We start from the raw sequence: 15,627 nt of genomic DNA, 5'->3' as shown, positions 1-15,627 counted from the left end.
GGCCGCCCCGGCGCCGAGGGGAGGCGCCACGCCGGGGCGGTCCTGGACTCAGGTCCGAGAAGCGAAGGGCGCGTTCGGTTCGCGGTGGCGCATCGCCAGGGGGGACTCCGGAACGGGCTTGGGGCTGGGGCCGTGCCGGTTGCCGTGGGGATCGCCCGGCCACACCATGAAGAGGAGGAGGACGATGCCGCCGAAGGGCACGAAGGCGATGAGGTACCACCAGCCCGTGCGCCCGGTGTCGTGCAGCCGGCGCACCACCACCGCGAGCGTGGGGACCACGGTCCCGAGGCCGTAGGCGATCAGCGGGAGGGTCCCGGCGACGGCCAGGGCGGCGGCGGGGCCGCCTTCCAGACCGGCGCTGAGCACGAGGGTCGCCAGAGAGATCGCGTACAGCATGATGATCGCGAGCGCGTGGAAGAGCACGTACGTCCAGTACTCCTCGCGGCGGGCACGCCCGCTGAAATTCGCGTAGTTCTTGAGTACCGCCAGATACCAGCTCAAGGGGACGACCTCGTTTTCTGTCTCAAGTAGATGATGGCCGCGGCGGCACGGCGCGCCTGAAGCCGCAGCGGCTCGAAAGCCTAGGCGGCCCCGCTTGCCGTTCACTTGCCGGCGCGGGCCCGCGGCGAGGCCGATGCGTTCCGCAGCGCGGAAGGAGGGGCGCCGTCCCGAGACCACGCACAGGACGAGCGACGGCCGCGACTCCAGGGCGCCGGAGCCGCGGGCGCCATCAGCACTGCGGTGAGCTCGTACCTCGCGCGGGAGGCGCTCGGCGGGGGCGTTCCCACGCTCGTCGCCGCGGTCGTGCGCACGGCGGCCTGCATCGCGCTCAGCGTCACCGGCTCGCCGCAGGCCCCGAGCAGCCCTGACGGATCGGTGCCCGGACCGGAGGACCCGCGCGGGCATGACGCGGCGGTTCGCGGGTACCCGGTGATCCCGAAACGCAAGATCAGAAGGCGGTGAGGATCATGCCGACCGGTACGGTCAAATGGTTCGACTCCGACAAGGGGTACGGGTTCATCGAGGACGACGAGGGGAACGGCGACTACTTCGTGCACTTCACCTCGATCGCCGAGACCGGCGGTTTCCGGACGCTCGAGGACGGCCAGCGCGTCCGCTTCGAGGTCACCACGGGCGACCGCGGCAAGCCCGCGGCGACGCAGGTCGAACCCGTGTAGAAGAGCAAGGCGGCCCGAAGCGCCGGCCCCGGACGGGGCCGGTTCGGGGTGCCACCAGAGCGATCGCGATCGGAGGGCCCGTGAACGCCACGAACGCTGAAGCGGCGGGCTTCGCCGAACTGGGCTTGGCGCCCGAACTCCTGCGCGTGCTGGCCGACCTCGGCTACGAGGAGCCCACGCCGATCCAGCGGGAGGCCATCCCGTCGCTCCTCGCCGGGCGCGATCTGCTCGGCCAGGCCGCGACCGGCACCGGGAAGACCGCCGCGTTCGCGCTGCCCGTGATCGCGCGGATGCCCGCCGACCGGGGCGGATCGAACCCGGACGCCCTCGTGCTGGTGCCGACGCGGGAGCTGGCCGTGCAGGTGTCGCAGGCGTTCCACCGTTACGGCCGCGAGCTGGGCGTGCGGGTCCTGCCGATCTACGGCGGCCAGCCGATCGGCCGCCAGCTCCAGGTGCTGCGCCGGGGCGTCGACGTGGTCGTGGCGACGCCCGGCCGCGCGCTCGACCACATCGACCGCGGGAGCCTCCGCCTCGACGACGTGTCCACGGTGGTGCTCGACGAAGCGGACGAGATGCTCGACATGGGCTTCGCCGAGGACATCGAGGCGATCCTCGGCCGGACCCGCGAGGACCGGCAGACCATGCTGTTCTCGGCCACCATGCCCGCGCGCCTCGACCGCATCGCCCGGCGGCAGTTGCGGGACCCGGTCCGGGTCGAGCTCGGCCGGGAGTCGGCCGCCGCCGAGGACTCGCCCCTGGTGCGCCAGAGCGGCTACATCGTCGCCCGCGCGCACAAGCCGGACGCGCTCGGCCGGGTGCTGGACGTGGAGTCGCCCGAGGCGGCGATCGTCTTCTGCCGCACGCGGGCCGAGGTCGAGGAGCTCACCGAGACCCTGAACGGGCGCGGCCACCGGGCCGAGGCGCTGCACGGCGGCTTGAGCCAGGACCAGCGCGACCGCGTCATGAAGCGCCTCCGCGGGGGCGCCGCCGACCTGCTCGTCGCGACCGACGTGGCCGCCCGCGGGCTCGACATCGAGCACCTCACGCACGTGATCAACTACAACGTGCCCGCCGCGGCCGAGGCGTACGTCCACCGCATCGGCCGGGTCGGGCGCGCCGGACGCGAAGGCGTGGCGATCACGCTCGTGGAGCCGCGCGAGCATCGGATGCTCAAGTCGATCGAGCGGTTGACGAAGCGGCGCATCACCATCGAGAAGGTCCCCACGGTCACCGACCTGCGCGCCCGTCGCCTGGAGACGACCCGGGCCGCGCTGCAGGAGAGCCTTGTCGTGGACGACCTCGACCAGTTCCGCGTGGTCGTGGAGGCGCTCACCGACGAGTTCGACGTCATGGACATCGCCCTCGCGGCGGTCAAGCTGGCGCACGAGGCGACCGGGGGCGACATCGACGAGCGGGAGATCCCGGCGATCGCCGAACCGGGCGGCCGGGGGCCGCGGCGCGAGTCCGACCGGCGCGGCGATCGGCCTCCGCGCACGGAGGGCGAGACGACGCGGGTGTTCCTCAACCTCGGGCGCGAGGCCGGAGTGCGGCCGAAGGACCTGGTCGGGGCGATCGCCGGAGAGTCGCGGCTCAGCGGCCGCGACATCGGGGCGATCGAGATCGCCGACCGGTTCTCGCTCGTGGAGGTCCCCGAGTCCTCGGCCGACGAGGTGATCGAAGCGCTGCGGCAGACTACGATCAAGGGCAAGCGCCCCACGGCCCGCCGCGAGCGCTACTCGGCGCCGCCGCGCCGCAGCTGAAGACCCCCGACGACGCGTCGAACCCCGGCCCGGCAGTGCGCCCTTCGCCGTCCCTCGGCGACCGGCCGCTCCCGGACGCCCCGCTCGCGCCTGCACCGTTTCGGGATGCCGGTCGGACACCGCCTCGGGACGCTTTCCCCGTCCACAGCGCGCGGCGCTCATGCGCCCCTTCGCGACGCGACTGGCCGAACCGAGCGAACGGCGGCGAGCAGGCGGCCCGCCCTGACCGTCCGCGAGTCGCGGTCGAGGAGTCGGGGCGACTGCTGAGGGGCGCCGACGGCGGCGCGCGGAGGCCGGTGAACGGGGCGGGTCAGCGCTTGCCTCGGCGGTGGCGGCTGGCCTTCTCGCGGTTCCCGCAGGTCCCCATGCTGCACCAGCGGCGCCGGCCGCCGCGCGAGGAGTCGAGGAACAGCCACCCGCACCGAGCGCACGCCCGGATCCGGCCGCGCGGCAAGGTGAACAGGGCCTGGACCGCCGACAGGGACAACGCCGCCGGTATCGCATCGGGCTCGCCGTCGAAGTCGAGCGGCACCCGACTCGCGTCGACGCCGCGCAGGCGCTCGTCTCGCAGGCCCGCGCCGCCGCGCTCCAGCAGGGCGCCGAACGGGGCCTCCGGAATCGGCGCCGTCCGCGCCACGGCGTCGAAGACCGCCCAGGCGTCCTCGCGGACGGCCCGCAGCTGGGACACGAGCGCGTCCGCCGCGGCACCGCTCACCTCCGGCAGACCGTCCTCGAGCAGCCCGACGGACGCACACCAGGCCAGCGCCGCCGACGGGGTCTTCAGCAGCTCGTTGTCCGCTACCGGATGCGCCCGGTCGAACACCGTGTTCGTCAGGTCCAGGACCACGTGCCCGCCGACGAAGTGCCCGTCCTCCCAAGGAGGACGCGGCCGAGGCTTGGGAAGGGCGACCATTGAATCCAAGATAACCGGTTCTGCTGGACGCTCCCCGCGCCGGAGTCCGCTTCCGCTGGCGCGCAAGGCGGGAAGCATGCCCTGCCCAATTGCCTTATCGGTACATCAAACGCTTGCTGTCCGAAAGTTTCTGAAAGTTGCAGGAAAGCCTTGACATGCTCTTTACATATCGTCAACCATCGATATACAGCCTGGGAGCGATTCCCTCGGCGCGACGGTCGTCCCCGATCTCCCCGCGGCGCCGACGGGATCCCTTCGAGTGCTGTTGGAGCGGAGGGCCCCGAAGAGCAAAGGACATCGAACCATGCAAGCACATCGAAGACGCAGGCGACTGGCGCTCACCGGCTTGGCGGTCGCCGCCCTCGGCGCCGGCACGCTGACGATCGGCTCGGCGGACCAGGCCTTCGCCGAGGCGGGCTGCGACGTCGACTACCAGGTCGTCAGCGACTGGGGCTCCGGCTTCCAGGCGAGCATCACCATCACCGCCGACGAACCGATCGACGGTTGGCGCATCGACTGGACCTTCCCCTCCGGCACCACCGTCAACAGCGCGTGGAACGTCGACTGGACGCAGAGCGGATCCGACTTCAGCGGCGCCGACGTCGGCTGGAACGCCTCGATCGGATCCGGCCAGAGCCGCGAGGTCTTCGGCTTCACCGCCGGCGGCAGCAGCGCCGCCCCGAGCCGGATCGCCGTCAACGGCGACGTCTGCACCGGCCAGACCGACCCCGACCCCACCGGGCCCGACCCCACGGACCCCGGCCCTACGAACCCCGAATGGGGCTCGGGGCTGCCGCCGGCCGACGCCGAGCTCAGCATGGCGTACGAACTGATCCAGCAGTCCAACCCGAAGGGCTACGAGCCCCGGTCCGGCGAATGCTCCAACGAGATCCACGCCCGGTACTGGGCATACGGCCCCGACGGCAAGGTCTACCCGACCTGGCACCCCACGCGGCACTCCAGCGGCTGCTCGTTCGGGCACGAGCACGGCGACGACCCGCGGACCTCGCCCCTCTTCGATGAGAGCGGCTTCCCCCCGTTCGGCTACGTCAGTGAGGTGCAGGCCGACAGCCTGCCCGAGCACAGCCACCGGCACGAGGACCACGTCGGGCACAAGGTGCTCGTCGCGAACACCGACGTGATCCAGGGCGACGACGGCACCGCCTTCCTGCCGCCGCAGGGCAACGTCCTCGCCGACTGCGACATCCTGCTGAAGATCCACCAGGGCACCCACTCGCCGGACGCGTTCAAGAACAACGTCCACGAGCTGATCAGCAACATCAAGTGCAACGCGAACGGCCGCACCGTTCAGGCGAAGTTCGCGTTGATGATGCCCTTCGGCGAGGCCGGCGGCTTCAGCCCCTCCGAATGCCCGGGCTTCGGGGGCCCGCGCATCGAAGTCGGGACTCCGGTCCCGGCGGACTCGCCCTCGGAGTACGTGACGCCGGGCCGGCTGATCGCCGAGTCGGGCTGCATCGACGCGATCCGGCGGGGCGACACGCACTACGACCCGCTGTACCCGACGCCGCAGCCGTTCAACGTGTCCGACATGGACGACTTCTGGTTCGGCAACTCGCGGGTCAACGGCGCCGGCGTGAACTTCAGCATCTCGCCGCTGTTCTACGTCGTCGACTCGCAGCGCTACTACGACCCGTCGCTGCCGAACAGCATGGGCCGGGTCTTGGACCTGTGCTACGAGCCGGACCTGCTGGGCGGCCCCAACTGCGAGGAGGCGCTGCAGGCCGGGGGCGGGCAACGCCTCGCCTGGGACGATCCTCGGTCGCCGTTCAAGGGGACCCTGCGGGAGTACCGGCCGGGCGGCTTCAGCCTGCAGGTCTCCGGCTCGACCACGGTCTACACGGACGCCTACGGCGGCAACGCCTCGACGACGCCGTTCGAAGGCTCCATCGCGCAGTACTTCTCCGGCAGCACGCCGTCCGGCGGCTCGAGCTGGTACATGCGGGGCGCCACCAAGGACTGGGACGACGGCACGGTCCACTCCCCCAACTGACCCGCGACCACGGATGGAGAACGACCCGAGGGCCCGAGCCGACCCCCCGTACCGGCAGGGCCCGAGGGCGAACCGGGGCCGGCCTCCTCGCGGAGGCCGGCCCCTTCCGGTGGCACGCCGCCGACGAGGCGCCCAGCGAGGACGAGACGATCCCGGCGCACCGCCGCGTCATCGTCGCGGCCCGCGGTCAGTCGCGCGGGTGAAGCCGCAGCAGGAGCTGCTCGGTCAGCGACTCGGCGGCCTGGCCGCGAAGCCCCGGGGGCGGCTGCAGGAGATCGGCCGCGACGAGGGCTTCCATGAGCTCCCAGATGAGTTCGTGAGCCACGATGAGCGTGCTCTCCTGCGGCGTGGCGTCCGGGATCGCGTCGAGCAGTGCCCGGGCCTGCGGGTCGGAGCCGAGCACTCGGGCGATGGTGTCGGCGATGCCCATGCTGTGGCGGTGGAGGGCGTCGCCGTCGTGGGGGGCCAGGACCGGGATATCGGTCTGGCCGGTCGGGTCGTCCATGAGCGCGCGTCCCGCTTCCGATCGCGCCAGATCCCATAGGGCCTCGCCCGTGGCGTCGGACCAGACCATGACCAGCGCGGCCTCGGCCCCGGCGTCCTCGTTGACGCCGGCGGCTCCCCGGATCGGCGGGTACAACGCCCAGAAGGCGCCGTTCCAATAGGGACGGTCGATGCTCAGCTCGGTGCTCGGCGACATGCCCAGTTCCCGGAGGCGGTCCCAGAGCAGGCCGTCGACGGCGTGCCCGAAGACCACGGTGTAGTCGTGCCCGGCATGGCCGCGGCGGCGCAGTTCCGCGGCGATCGCGGCGACCTCGCCGCTGATCCGCGGGACCAGGTCGGCGGCGAACCGGCGGACGCGGGGCCGCAGCGGACCGAGGACTTCGGGGCCGACCACGGGGAACGCGGTGCCGATCCGGTCGCCGTCGATGGCGATCAGGCCATAGGCGCGCAGCAGCGCGAGCTGACTCTGGGAGGCGGTGACCCCTTGCGCCGCAAGTTGGTCGAGGGTGACGCCATGCCGGGCGCGGTAGAGCAGGACGCCGTTGTCGTCCATGGCCACCACCGCCTGCGGGGTGCTCCGGGCGCCGAGCGCGAACGCATGCAGCCCCCACTGGGCGAGGTCGGGGGGAACGTCTCGGCCGCCGATGGATCGCGTCATCATCTGATGATAGGAGCTCGTGTCCGCTCCTTACCAGTCCTCGTCACCGGTCGGCGGTCATGAGCCGGCCGACCATCTCGGTCATGCGGCGCCGGCCGAGCAGCGGCGCCACCGCCGCCGTCATCCGGTTCCGGCGGCCGACGATCGCCGTCGGCCCGGAGTCGGGGCGGTCGAGAGCCGCCGACGCGGCGTCCGACCTCGTCGGGATGCATGCGCTCGGCGCCGCCGTCGGCCCCGTCGCCGGCGACGAGGCACCGGGGCTGTGGGCGCGGTCGCGTCGACAGGCGTACGAGGAGATCACCGCCGTCGCCATGGACCTCTTCCTCGCCGAAGGCTTCGAGCAGACGACGATCGACCGGATCGCCGCCGCCGCCGGGATCTCGCGCCGCTGCTGGACTACTACGACCGCGCGCTCGACGCCATCCGTCGAACCTGAACCGCCCCGGCGAAACGGCGGTCCCGCGTCCGGGCGGCCGCGGGGCGCCGCCGGTCGCGGCCGGGGCTACAGGTACCCCCAGCAGATGGTGAAGGAGAGTTCGGGGAAGTCGGGGACCTCCTCGTAGGACCAGCCCCAGCCGTTGCACCAGCTCTCGGAGTCGACGCTCTCGTTGGTGCGGCCGGTGACGTACACATTGCCGTCGCCGCAGTCCGACACGAACTCGAAGTACGTGTAGTCGGAGTTCATGGACAGGCAGTCGTCGATCTCCGCGTACCCCGCGTCGCCGCTGGCGTAGATCATCTGCAGGCACAGCGTCACGTCCAGATAGGACTGTCCGGTGGTGTAGCCGACGCCGTAGACGAAGTAGGTCGAATCGCTGCACGCGCTGATGCTGGACTCGCCTTCGAGGCGCTCGATGACTTTGAACGCGCCGTCCTGGCAGTCGATGACGTTCCACGGGCTGCCCGGGGTGGAGGAGCCGTAGACGCATTCGTCGACCTGCGCGTGGTACGCGTCGTCGCCGGCGATCGCGGTGTAGCTCAGGCACAGCACGCGGTCGGCCCCGGTGGAGGAGACCGCGGTGTCGACGGCGGCCATGCCGTCGCAGGAGGACAGGTCGGTGGTCCCCTCGACGATGTCGATCGCCTCGAAGGTCCCGGCCCCGCAGGCGGTCGCCTCCAGGTCCGGGGTGGTCTCGTCGCCGTAGTCGTAGAAGCAGTCGCCGACCACGGCGTCGGCCACCGGGTCCGCCACGGCCGCCTCGGTCGGATCCGACCCGGACGTGTCGCTCGCGGTATCGCCGCCGGAGCCCTCACCGGTGGTCGAGGCGGCGCTTTCCGAAGCCTCGGGACGGTCCATGACGACGACCAGGCCCGTGATGCCCAGGGCGAGCACCAGCACCGCCCCGAGGGCGATCCCGATCCAGCCGGCGGCCGGCATCCCCGAACGCTGCGGCGGCATGGGCGTCGCGTACTGCGGCGGCATCCCGGGGACGCCGGCCTGGTACGGCCCCGCGCCCGGGTAGGGCCCCTGGCCGGGCGCGGGCGGGCCGACCGGCGGCGGATACCCGATGTTGCGGGTCGTCTCCGGAGTCGGCACGTATCCGATGCCGGGGGCCGAGTTCAGGCCGGGACCGGGAGCGGCGCCGGGGTACGCGGGGGCCTGGCCCGGCACGTATCCCGCGCCGGGGTCCGCGGGCGAGCCGTTCGGGCCGTGGTCGGGCGGGACGCTCGCGTTGGGGTCGTAGGAGGAATAGGGGTCCATGGTGCGATTTTGCCAGGTCGGCGCAACTGCCCCCTCTCAGAGCGAGCACCGGCACCATGCCGCCGCGGCCAGGTGACAGTCCACTGAGGCCTCAGGCGCCCCGGCCTGCCCGGTCGCCGGGCGGACCAGCGGGAGCGGCGCGATGAGCTCCTCGACGCACCGGGCCGCGGGCAGTTGAGCGTTCGTCCGCGTGGCACGCATCGGCGCCGCGTCCCTCCGGTGCCGTCGAGCGCCTGGCCGGCGACGCAGGCGGTGTCCTCGGAGACGAGGAAGCCGGCGATCCCGGCGTTGTCGGACGGCTGCCCGACCCGTCCGAGCGCGCTCCCGGCGGCCGCGCCCGCGATGGCCTCCTCGTGGCCGCGCAGCCGGGAGGCGTTGAGGTCCGTGTCGAGCGCGAGGAGCGGTGCGACGCAGCTCGCACATGCAAAAATTTCGGGATGAAACGTGTGTTAGCCGGTCAGAGCACGGTCGACCATGAGCGTCGGACGTTTCGCCGGTCTATAGTGGGGTTCGATCGCGTCATGCGCGATCGGGGAGGCGACACTCCCCCACCAGTGCGCACCAGCGGCGGCGGCCCAGGGGCGCGGAGCCAGAGTTCCAGCCGCACGGGGCGGAGCTATGGCATCGATCGGGTACGGCGGCGAACGGGACGCCGATACTCCGCGCGCGTCCGGATCCGAGGACGGGCCGCTGCGCGCGCATCAGACCGAGGGACCGCTGCCGGTCCTGCACGTCTCAGGAACGGTCGACCTGAACAGCCACAAAGCCTGGGGGCGCTTGCTGCGCCAGGCGACGGTCGGCGACGGAGAGCTGCATCTGGACCTCGCGCAGTTGGCGTTCATCGACATGCGGGGGGTCAGCATCCTCGTCAACGTGGCCGGGGAGCTCCCGAGCGGGGCCCGGATCGTGGTCCACGGCTCCCCTCCACACATGAGAAGGATGATGGAAGTGCTCTGGCCGGACGGCGTGGACGCGCTCACGATCAAAGGAGACGCGCAGTGACCGCAGCTCCCGTGCCCGCGACCGATGATCCGTTCTACCACCCTGCGCTGTACTACGCCGGCGACCAGGAGTACCTCGATGGCACGATCCCGTTCATCGAGGAGGCGCTCGCCGTCGACGCGCCGGTCGCCGTCTCCGTGCCCGGGCCCAACCTGGCGCTGCTGCGGCGCGCCCTGGGGGCCTCGGCCGCGCGCGTCCAGATGCTCGACATGACCGAGGCGGGCGCCAACCCCGGGCGCATCATCCCCGGCGTGCTGCGCGCCTTCGCCGACAAGCACCCCGACCGCCGTGTCCACATCATCGGCGAGCCGATCTGGGCTTCGCGCACTGCCGCCGAGTATCCCGCCTGCGCCCAGCACGAAGCGCTCATCAACCACGCCTTCACCGGCCGCGACGTCGCCATCCTCTGCCCCTACGACACGGACGGCCTCGATCCGCAGGTGATCGCCGACTCCCTCGCCACGCACCCCGTCCTCATCGACGGATCCGGGCGCCGCACCAGCGACGACTACGACCCCGACCGCATCGTCGCCGAGTACAACCGGCCGCTCGAGGGACGGCCTCCCTCGGCCATCACGAGGGAGTTCGACCGGGAGACGGTCGACAACGCGCGCTGGTTCACCACCTCGTACGGACGCGGCGCGGGCCTGGCGGCGACCCGGCTCATCGATCTCGAGATCGCGGTCACCGAACTGCTCACCAACAGCGTCTGCCACGGCGGAGCCGGGGGCCTGCTCAGCATCTGGACCGAGCAGGACCGGCTCGTCTGCGAGGTGAGCGACGCCGGCCACATCACCGACCCGCTCGCCGGGCGCCGCCCGGTGGACGGGGACCAGCCCTACGGCCGCGGCCTCCTGCTGGTCAATCAGATCGTCGACCTCCTGCGCACGCACACCGGCCCGCGAGGAACCACCATGCGCTTCCACATCGGCCTGCCCGCCGCCGGCGCTCCGTCACAGCGTCGTTGACGCCGCCTGCCGCGGCCCCCGCCAACGCCTTCCCCGCAGGCGACAAAGCGCTCGGGGGGCTCGCCGGCCGGGATGCCGCCATCGTCGGCGGCATGATCACCGAGGGCTCCGGTCGGGCCTGCCGGTGCCGGCTCGACGCCCCTCGGCATCGCCGCCGCGGTCCTCGCACCCCGGCTTCGTCCCGGCGCCGCAACGCGAAAAGCCCCGCCGTTCCTACATTTGCGCAGGTCAGCGGGGCCCAACGGCGGAGGATAGGGGATTTGAACCCAAGATCGGGTCTCCCCCGAAACCCGCTTAGGCAGGCGGGCTACCAGTGCTGTTGCCGCGACTCGCACGGCGGGCAGGCCTTGCCGGATGCCCGGCTCACGGTGCAGGGGCCGTCGACTCCGGGTTTTCGAAGGCCACCTCGGGCCATTCGGTGCTGGGGCCGTTGAGGATCGGTGGCTCCTCGCATCCCAGGGTGCGGTCGAGGAAGGCCGTGACGTACGCGCGGGTGAGTGCGAGTGCGCGTTCGCCGTCCATCTCCTGGATGGGGATGCCGAGGTCGTCGGCGATCGGGGCGAGGTCGGTGAAGGAGCTGTGCGCAGTCTGGTCGACGCGGATCCACCGCTTCCACTCGCTCATCTGCGGCCAGGCCGAGAGCCAGCCGTCGGCGTTGCCGGGGACGCCGTTGACCTCGGCGCCCACGAGCAGGAACGGCGCCTCGACCGGCGCGTCCTTCGCGTCGTGGAGGGCGCCGTCGAGGTTGAACCCGGCCGTGAAGCGCTCGTCGGTCTGGAGCACGGTGTGCGCGGCCGAGCCGCCCATCGAATGGCCGCCGACCGCGACGCGGTCGAGGTCGAGGTGACCGCGCCACTGGGATCCGCGGGCGGTGAGCTCGTCGAGGACGAACGACAGGTCCGCGGCCCGCTGCGTGGTCACGTCGAACCCGGCAGGTCGCGTGGGGCAGGCCAGGCAGCCGTTCACGGTCCCGTCCGGCAGCGCCATCGGCGCCTCGTAGTGGTGCCCGACCGCGGCCACGGCGTATCCGCGGCTGGCGAGCTCCTCTCCCAGGCCGGTGAGCGTGGCGCGCGGGAAGCTCCAGCCCGGGGAGAGCACGACGAGCGGGAGCTTGCCGCGCGCGACCTCGGCGCCGGCGACGGCGCTGGTCTGGACGGTCGCGAAGTAGTCCGCGGGCGCGTCGATGCCGAGCTGGTCGACGAACACCGCCGACTCGTCGGCGGTCATGTACGGCGCGGCCTCGCCCTCGTCGCGGGTGGGGTACCACATGGTGACCATCAGCTGCCGGTCCTGCTCGGGAAACCACAGGTCCGCGCGGTCCTCGTCCACCAGGTGGAGTTCGGTGACCCCCACCTCGCGGGGGCCGGTGGGGTCGAGCAGTTCGAAGCCCTGGTCCTCGGGCGGCTCGGCGCCGGCCGGGGCTGCCGGTGCGATGGAGGCGGCCGCCGCCGCGAGCGTCAGCAACGCCGTTCCCATCAGAGTCCGTGAGCGTGGCACTGTCTCGTCCAATCCGTTGAGGGAAACGCGGACCCGGACGGGCCCGCCACCCCTACCCTTCCCTCGGAAATCGTTGCCGCCCTGGGTCGAACGACCGAGACCCATCAGCCTTTGGACCCATATCGGCGGCGACTTCGAGACCCCGAACCGACGCGCGAGCCGGCGGAGCGTGAGGTTGGCGCGCCAGTAGACGGCCACCAGCGGCACCCGAACGGCCGGCGGCGGACTCCAGGACCGAGCTCGGCGCAGCGCATCGTCGCCCCGGCGTTCGGGCTGGCGCACCGGCCGGGCGAACCTCCTGGGCCGCAGCCTCGAGAACGGCGCTGTCCAGCGCTCCTCGCCAGCTGTCACCACACCTGCCCGGACCTCCCAAGCCGTTGGCACACAACAAATAACCAGAAATCCGATAGGGTGACCGCATGAACCAGGATGAAGGGCTGCGTCACGCTTCGTCGTTCGGTGCAGCGGCGAGCGCCTATGCCGAGCACCGGCCGGACTATGCGCAGGCCGCAGTGCGCTGGGCGCTCGAGCCCGCGCCCGGACCGCGCGTGCTCGATCTCGGCGCCGGGACCGGCAAGCTGACCGCCACGTTGATCGCGATGGGCGTCGATGTCGTTGCCGTCGAACCCGATCCGGCGATGCTGACCGAGCTGCGCCGATCGCTGCCAGGGGTCGATGCCCAGTCGGGCAGTGCCGAGGCGATTCCGCTGCCGGATGCCTCGGTCGACCTCGTGCTGGCCGGCAACGCCATGCACTGGTTCGACATGGCCGTCGCAGGCCCCGAGATCGCCAGGGTCCTCGCCCCCGGCGGGATCCTGGCCGGCCTGTGGAACGTCATCGACGACGAGGTCGAGTGGGCTGCCGGGCTCGCGCGAGTCAGCGGCGGCGCGGCCATCGGCCCGCGTGACACGCCCGCCAGCTGGCGCACCGAGACGGCCGACATGCACCTGCCGAAGAACGGCGCGCCCGCTCGGTTCGGCTCACCGGAGCAGGCGTCGTTCCCGCACGGGCAGCGCCGCACTGCCGAATCGCTCGTCGCGACGCTCGCCACGAGGGCGGGCATGCTGGTCATGCCCGACCCGGAACGAGAAGCCGCGCTGGGCCGCATCCGCGCCTATCTGGCAACCCGACCAGAGACCGCCGACGGCGAGTTCACCCTGCCGATGCAGACCGCGGTGCTGCGCGTTCAACGGCTGTGAACCACCACGCCCACGGCGTCGGGTATCACCTGAAACCCGCTAGAACCGTTGCGAGGCGGCCGCGTCGCAGACGCCGATGGCCGTCTGCGTCAAGTGCTGCTGCTGGGCCAGCCCGGCCTGCGACCAGTCGGAGAACCCGCCGAAGTAGGTCATGCTCCAGCCGCCCGCGGTGGGGGGCGTAGACGTGGTACTCGCCGCCCACGCTGACCACCGTCGGGTCGTTGACCGAGATCAGCTCGCGGCCCGGAGCGGTCCGCTGGGGCGCCGCTCTCGAGGAGCTGGAGGTTCGTCTCGGGCGCGTAGGCGCCGCCGCGGATCCGGATCGCGGTGCCGGGTTCGGCCGGATCGACGGCACGCTGGACGGTCTTCAGGGGAGCGGCGCTGAGAGCGCCGAGCGCGTCGCTGGACGCGGGCTGCTGACGATGGGAGCCGGCCCGTCCGGTTCGTTCGGACGGGCCGGCGGATGCCGCGGGCGTCGGCTCGGCCGACCGCGGCGGCTAGAGGTTGACGGGATCGCCTCCGATCGTGACGACGAGACTTCCGTCTGCGGCGAAGGACCAGTCCAGGGACCCCGAGTACTGGGCGCACCGCGATCCGTTGGAGCCCGACCACCACTGGTTGCCGCCGGCGTCGTCGCCGATGATCCGGTCGTTCGATCCGCTGTCGCAGGAGGTGTTGTTCCGGAACGTCGAGTCGCCGGCGTCGAAGTTGAAGTTGCGTTCCTGGTTGCCGATGCTCAGGTTGTCCTCGATCGTCATCGAGCCGGGGTTCCGGTTGTAGGTGAACCCGTGCTTGCCGTTGTCGATCGCGATACTGCGCACCACGGTGTGGTCGACCGCGATGTCCTCGCCGCCGAGCTTGTAGCCGTTGCGGTCGCCCGCGCCGGCCTGTGAGCCGTCGGAGAGGGTGCCGTTCTCGTAGGAGAGCGAGTCCTCGATGACGACCTCGCCGATCGGGCCGGTGTCGGACTTGGTGAACAGGTCCCAGCCGTCATCGATGTTGTTGTGGGCGACGCAGAACCGGAACACGTTCCCGGGGCCCACGGTCAACTTCGGTGCGAAGCCGTCGGCGTCCTCGCCGTCGGAGTCGGCGTTGTCGTGCGACTCCGCGCTCACGATGAGGTTGTTCGAGGGCCATTCGGAACTGGGCGCCCCGGCGGTGTACCGCGAGAGTTGCAGACCCGTGTCGCGGTTGAAGCGGGTCACCACGCGTTCGATGATGTTGTCGTTCCCGCCCAGCAGGATCCCGTTGTCACCGGCGCGCTCGACGATGAGGCCGCGCAGGTGCCATCGGTCGCCGCCGATGGCGAGGCCGCGGTTGGCCGAGTTCTCGCTCTGGGCCGAGAAGTTCAGGACCGGGGTCTCGCCGGGGTAGGCGAACAACTCGGTGCGGTCGCTGGAGAGGCCGTCGTTGCCGGGCTCGATGTGGACGGTCTGCGAGAAGTTGTAGGTCCCTCCGCGCATGTAGATGGTGCCGCCGGGCTCGATGCGGTCGATCGCGGAGGTCAGCGTCGTCGGGTTCGACTCGGTGCCGGCGGCGCCGTCGCTGCCGTTCGGAGCCACGTAGAGCGCTGCCCCGGTCGGCGGATCGGGGTTCCCGCCGTCGTCCGGGGGAGTGCCGGTGGAGGCGTCCACGTAGTCGATGTTCGGCAGCCCCGCCGACCCGGTGGCGACCAGCTGGACGGTGTTGGTGCCCGCGCTCAGTTGCACGGTCACGGTCTTGGTCGTCCAGGTGTTCCAGGCGCCTGTGGACTCGAACGAGACCGTGGCCGCCGTCGAGCCGTTCACCACGAGGTTCGCCGCGCGTGCGGTGGTCCCGCCGTTGGCGAACCCGAACGTCAGCGTCGCCTCCCCGGCGCTCGCCCCTTCGATGGTGTAGCCGGAGCCGGCTCCGGAGGTGTTGGTGGTGTTGCAGAACCCGGTGCCCGAGTAGCCGGACCAGTTGGAGTCGATCGTGCCGTCGCAGGTCGCCGACGACGCCTCGGCCTCGAACCGCATCGGGTCGGCGGGGTCGGGCGGGTCGGTGGGGTCGGGCGGATCAGTGGGGCCCGAGACGGATCCGGCGTAGGTCTCGAATTCGGCGACTCTGGGCACTCCGGACGAGCCGGTGATCTCGAAGTTGATCTTGCTCAGTGAGGTCGAGTCGAAGCCGATGACGCCCGCGCCGCTGCCGGTGGCCAGGACGGCGCCGGTGTCGTGGTCGACCACCCGCCAGGAGCCGATGTTGCCCTCGGCG

The 15,627-nt window shown here is 71.7% G+C and carries 14 protein-coding genes; 8 read left to right on the top strand and 6 right to left on the bottom strand.

All coding sequences use genetic code 11. The features are described from left to right. Positions 1 to 48 precede the first annotated feature (48 nt). Entirely contained in the window at positions 49 to 501 is a 453-nt protein-coding gene (locus K3N28_RS10435; protein ID WP_228092471.1) for a DUF805 domain-containing protein, read from the bottom strand. 240 nt (positions 502 to 741) lie between these two features. On the opposite strand from K3N28_RS10435, the gene K3N28_RS10430 reads away from it, so the two are divergent. The 3 genes from K3N28_RS10430 to K3N28_RS10420 all read left to right on the top strand — a co-directional run bounded on the left by K3N28_RS10430 (position 742) and on the right by K3N28_RS10420 (position 2,938). Continuing rightward, entirely contained in the window at positions 742 to 963 is a 222-nt protein-coding gene (locus K3N28_RS10430; protein ID WP_228092470.1) for a hypothetical protein, read from the top strand. A gap of 5 nt (positions 964 to 968) precedes the next feature. Beyond that, positions 969 to 1,178 (top strand): cold-shock protein, encoded by a 210-nt coding sequence (locus K3N28_RS10425; RefSeq protein ID WP_228092469.1) that lies wholly within the window; start codon positions 969 to 971, stop codon positions 1,176 to 1,178. Between the two features lie 80 nt (positions 1,179 to 1,258). Further along, positions 1,259 to 2,938 carry a DEAD/DEAH box helicase gene (locus K3N28_RS10420; RefSeq protein WP_228092468.1) on the top strand — a complete coding sequence of 560 codons (1,680 nt, stop codon included), beginning with the start codon at positions 1,259 to 1,261 and terminating at the stop codon, positions 2,936 to 2,938. A gap of 310 nt (positions 2,939 to 3,248) precedes the next feature. On the opposite strand, the gene K3N28_RS10415 is transcribed toward K3N28_RS10420, so the two are convergent. Then, complete coding sequence (locus K3N28_RS10415) at positions 3,249 to 3,851, bottom strand: CGNR zinc finger domain-containing protein (protein WP_228092467.1); 603 nt, start codon at positions 3,849 to 3,851, stop codon at positions 3,249 to 3,251. A 304-nt stretch (positions 3,852 to 4,155) separates the two neighbouring features. On the opposite strand from K3N28_RS10415, the gene K3N28_RS10410 reads away from it, so the two are divergent. Next, complete coding sequence (locus K3N28_RS10410; RefSeq protein ID WP_228092466.1) at positions 4,156 to 5,862, top strand: cellulose-binding domain-containing protein; 1,707 nt, start codon at positions 4,156 to 4,158, stop codon at positions 5,860 to 5,862. A gap of 187 nt (positions 5,863 to 6,049) precedes the next feature. Here K3N28_RS10410 and K3N28_RS10405 read toward each other — a convergent pair whose 3' ends face one another. Continuing rightward, on the bottom strand, positions 6,050 to 7,024 hold the full coding sequence (locus K3N28_RS10405; protein ID WP_228092465.1) for a hypothetical protein: 975 nt from the start codon (positions 7,022 to 7,024) through the stop codon (positions 6,050 to 6,052). 59 nt (positions 7,025 to 7,083) lie between these two features. Between K3N28_RS10405 and K3N28_RS10400 the strand changes: the two genes are divergently transcribed. Next, positions 7,084 to 7,587, top strand: a complete 504-nt coding sequence (locus tag K3N28_RS10400) for a TetR/AcrR family transcriptional regulator (protein ID WP_228092464.1) — start codon at positions 7,084 to 7,086, stop codon at positions 7,585 to 7,587. On the opposite strand, the gene K3N28_RS10395 is transcribed toward K3N28_RS10400, so the two are convergent. Further along, positions 7,527 to 8,726, bottom strand: coding sequence for a hypothetical protein (locus K3N28_RS10395; protein WP_228092463.1), 1,200 nt, complete (start codon positions 8,724 to 8,726; stop codon positions 7,527 to 7,529). The two genes, K3N28_RS10400 and K3N28_RS10395, sit on opposite strands and share 61 nt — an antisense overlap. 618 nt (positions 8,727 to 9,344) lie before the next feature. Here K3N28_RS10395 and K3N28_RS10390 point away from each other — a divergent pair. Next, entirely contained in the window at positions 9,345 to 9,728 is a 384-nt protein-coding gene (locus tag K3N28_RS10390) for an STAS domain-containing protein (protein ID WP_228092462.1), read from the top strand. After that, on the top strand, positions 9,725 to 10,696 hold the full coding sequence (locus tag K3N28_RS10385) for an anti-sigma factor RsbA family regulatory protein (RefSeq protein WP_228092460.1): 972 nt from the start codon (positions 9,725 to 9,727) through the stop codon (positions 10,694 to 10,696). The genes K3N28_RS10390 and K3N28_RS10385 overlap by 4 nt, the downstream gene beginning before the upstream one ends. A gap of 363 nt (positions 10,697 to 11,059) precedes the next feature. Here K3N28_RS10385 and K3N28_RS10380 read toward each other — a convergent pair whose 3' ends face one another. Further along, positions 11,060 to 12,172: a hypothetical protein gene (locus tag K3N28_RS10380; protein WP_228092458.1), complete on the bottom strand. Its 1,113-nt coding sequence runs from the start codon at positions 12,170 to 12,172 to the stop codon at positions 11,060 to 11,062. A gap of 440 nt (positions 12,173 to 12,612) precedes the next feature. On the opposite strand from K3N28_RS10380, the gene K3N28_RS10375 reads away from it, so the two are divergent. Continuing rightward, complete coding sequence (locus K3N28_RS10375) at positions 12,613 to 13,392, top strand: class I SAM-dependent methyltransferase (protein WP_228092456.1); 780 nt, start codon at positions 12,613 to 12,615, stop codon at positions 13,390 to 13,392. A gap of 497 nt (positions 13,393 to 13,889) precedes the next feature. On the opposite strand, the gene K3N28_RS10370 is transcribed toward K3N28_RS10375, so the two are convergent. Next, the coding region (locus K3N28_RS10370) for a carbohydrate-binding protein (protein ID WP_228092454.1) at positions 13,890 to 15,627 on the bottom strand (1,738 nt) is incomplete at its 5' end.

Origin of the sequence: Glycomyces sp. TRM65418 (assembly GCF_019710475.1) — a bacterium.
Classification (GTDB): domain Bacteria; phylum Actinomycetota; class Actinomycetes; order Mycobacteriales; family Micromonosporaceae; genus Glycomyces.
Note: the sequence above shows the minus strand (reverse complement) of the source record. Positions and strands in the feature narration are given on the sequence as shown.

Excerpts from the sequence above, each read along its gene's own strand:
- K3N28_RS10425 (WP_228092469.1), top strand. The coding sequence starts at position 969 with ATGCCGACCGGTACGGTCAAATGGTTCGACTCCGACAAGGGGTACGGG.
- K3N28_RS10415 (WP_228092467.1), bottom strand. The coding sequence starts at position 3,851 with ATGGTCGCCCTTCCCAAGCCTCGGCCGCGTCCTCCTTGGGAGGACGGG.
- K3N28_RS10410 (WP_228092466.1), top strand. The coding sequence starts at position 4,156 with ATGCAAGCACATCGAAGACGCAGGCGACTGGCGCTCACCGGCTTGGCG.
- K3N28_RS10405 (WP_228092465.1), bottom strand. The coding sequence starts at position 7,024 with ATGACGCGATCCATCGGCGGCCGAGACGTTCCCCCCGACCTCGCCCAG.
- K3N28_RS10400 (WP_228092464.1), top strand. The coding sequence starts at position 7,084 with ATGAGCCGGCCGACCATCTCGGTCATGCGGCGCCGGCCGAGCAGCGGC.
- K3N28_RS10395 (WP_228092463.1), bottom strand. The coding sequence starts at position 8,726 with ATGGACCCCTATTCCTCCTACGACCCCAACGCGAGCGTCCCGCCCGAC.
- K3N28_RS10390 (WP_228092462.1), top strand. The coding sequence starts at position 9,345 with ATGGCATCGATCGGGTACGGCGGCGAACGGGACGCCGATACTCCGCGC.
- K3N28_RS10380 (WP_228092458.1), bottom strand. The coding sequence starts at position 12,172 with ATGGGAACGGCGTTGCTGACGCTCGCGGCGGCGGCCGCCTCCATCGCA.
- K3N28_RS10375 (WP_228092456.1), top strand. The coding sequence starts at position 12,613 with ATGAACCAGGATGAAGGGCTGCGTCACGCTTCGTCGTTCGGTGCAGCG.